The sequence below is a fragment of the Dietzia sp. E1 genome, from assembly GCF_014145015.1.
GTDB classification, from domain to species: domain Bacteria; phylum Actinomycetota; class Actinomycetes; order Mycobacteriales; family Mycobacteriaceae; genus Dietzia; species Dietzia cinnamea_A.
The window spans coordinates 1-1,289 of the sequence record NZ_JAALDU010000426.1 but is presented as its reverse complement, the minus strand read 5'-3'; the positions used below and the strand labels follow the sequence as shown (position 1 = coordinate 1,289).

The window sequence follows — 1,289 nt, the reverse complement described above, 5'->3', positions numbered from 1 at the left end:
ACCCCGCGCCAGTCGGGCCAACAGCCGGATGGCCCGCGACTCCGGCTCGGGCCCGGCGGCAGCCGCCAAGGCCGCCGAGGTCACTACGGCCGCCGTGACCTGCCCACCCCGCGCCAGTGTCGACCGCACCATGGCCTGCCGGATGATCGCGCGGCTGGCCGGCGACCTGCCCGCGTTCGAGTCACGGTTCGGCCGGACCCGCCGCGCCTATGACCCGCTGCCGGTGCTCGCCGAGGTCGTCGCGGGCGCGGCGATCTTCCGGCTCCTCGTCAGTCGCGACGCCGCGCTGGACGAACAGTGGGTCGACGAGGGGACCGCGCTCATCACCGAGCGGTGGCCGGGGCGCGTCAGGAGTTGGCGATCGCCAGGATGATCCACACCGGCAGCCAGAGCCCGAACGTCACGATGGTCAGTACCAGGTGCAGCGCATGGTTGACCCGCCTCGCCGGGGCGCCGTGGACGTAGACCGTCTGCTGCATCGGCGGGTAGCCGAACTGCTGCGGGTACGGGCCCTGCTGGAACTGCGGCGGGGGCACGTGCAGGTGCTGAGGGATGTACGGGTCGCCGTACCCGTAGGGCGAGGGCGCCCCGTACGGCGCGGCCGGCGGCATGCCGTAAGGGAAACCGCCCTCGTGGGCCAGCGGCTCGGCCGGTCGGGCGAACGGCTGCGGTTCGACTGACCGCCCGTAGGGCTGGGGCTCGGACGGTCGGGAGTAGGGCTCCGGCTGACGGTGCCCCGCGTAGCGCTCGACGCTCTCGGCGGTCGGCAGGCGCTCGGTCGGGAACTGCTCGCTCGGGAACTGCTCCGTCGGGTACGACGCCGTGGGGAACTGCTCGGTGGGGTTCAGATGGTCCGGCAGCGCCGAGCGGTCCCGGTCGTCGTGGCCGCCCTCGGTCCACGGCCCGTCCTGCCGCCGCGGGTACTGCTCGTTCATGGTGACTCGATTCGAGACTCGGGGCCGGGTGGGACTCCCACCAACATAACCCCCGCCGCCGCATATTCACGCCGGGCGGACCGAAGATCCGGGTCAGGATCAGGGGCACCCCGACCCCCGGCACGCGCGCCTCGGGGGACATCCCCGGGCCCGCCACCCATCCCGACACGCGAGGACTCCGAATCCCTGACAGACGCGAAAGACGGAAGGCCCCACCATGAGCACCCTGACCACGATCACCACGTCGCTGACCGGCGCCGTAGCCGCCGCGGAACTGGACGCCGGCGCCGCCCTGCTCACGAACACCACGTGGATGCTGCCCGCCCTTTTCACGCTCATGGTGTTCGTCGGCGT

At 72.5% G+C, this 1,289-nt stretch carries 1 protein-coding gene and 1 pseudogene; one reads left to right on the top strand and one right to left on the bottom strand.

Annotated elements, in window-relative coordinates:
- A pseudogene (locus G6030_RS16600) lies at positions 1-373 on the top strand (hypothetical protein); the annotation flags it as partial.
- On the opposite strand, the gene G6030_RS13400 reads toward G6030_RS16600, so the two are convergent.
- A complete protein-coding gene (locus G6030_RS13400; RefSeq protein ID WP_182643463.1) occupies positions 348-935 on the bottom strand; it encodes a hypothetical protein in 588 nt (195 codons plus the stop codon). The pseudogene G6030_RS16600 and the gene G6030_RS13400 sit on opposite strands and share 26 nt — an antisense overlap.
- Positions 936-1,289: the final 354 nt, after the last annotated feature.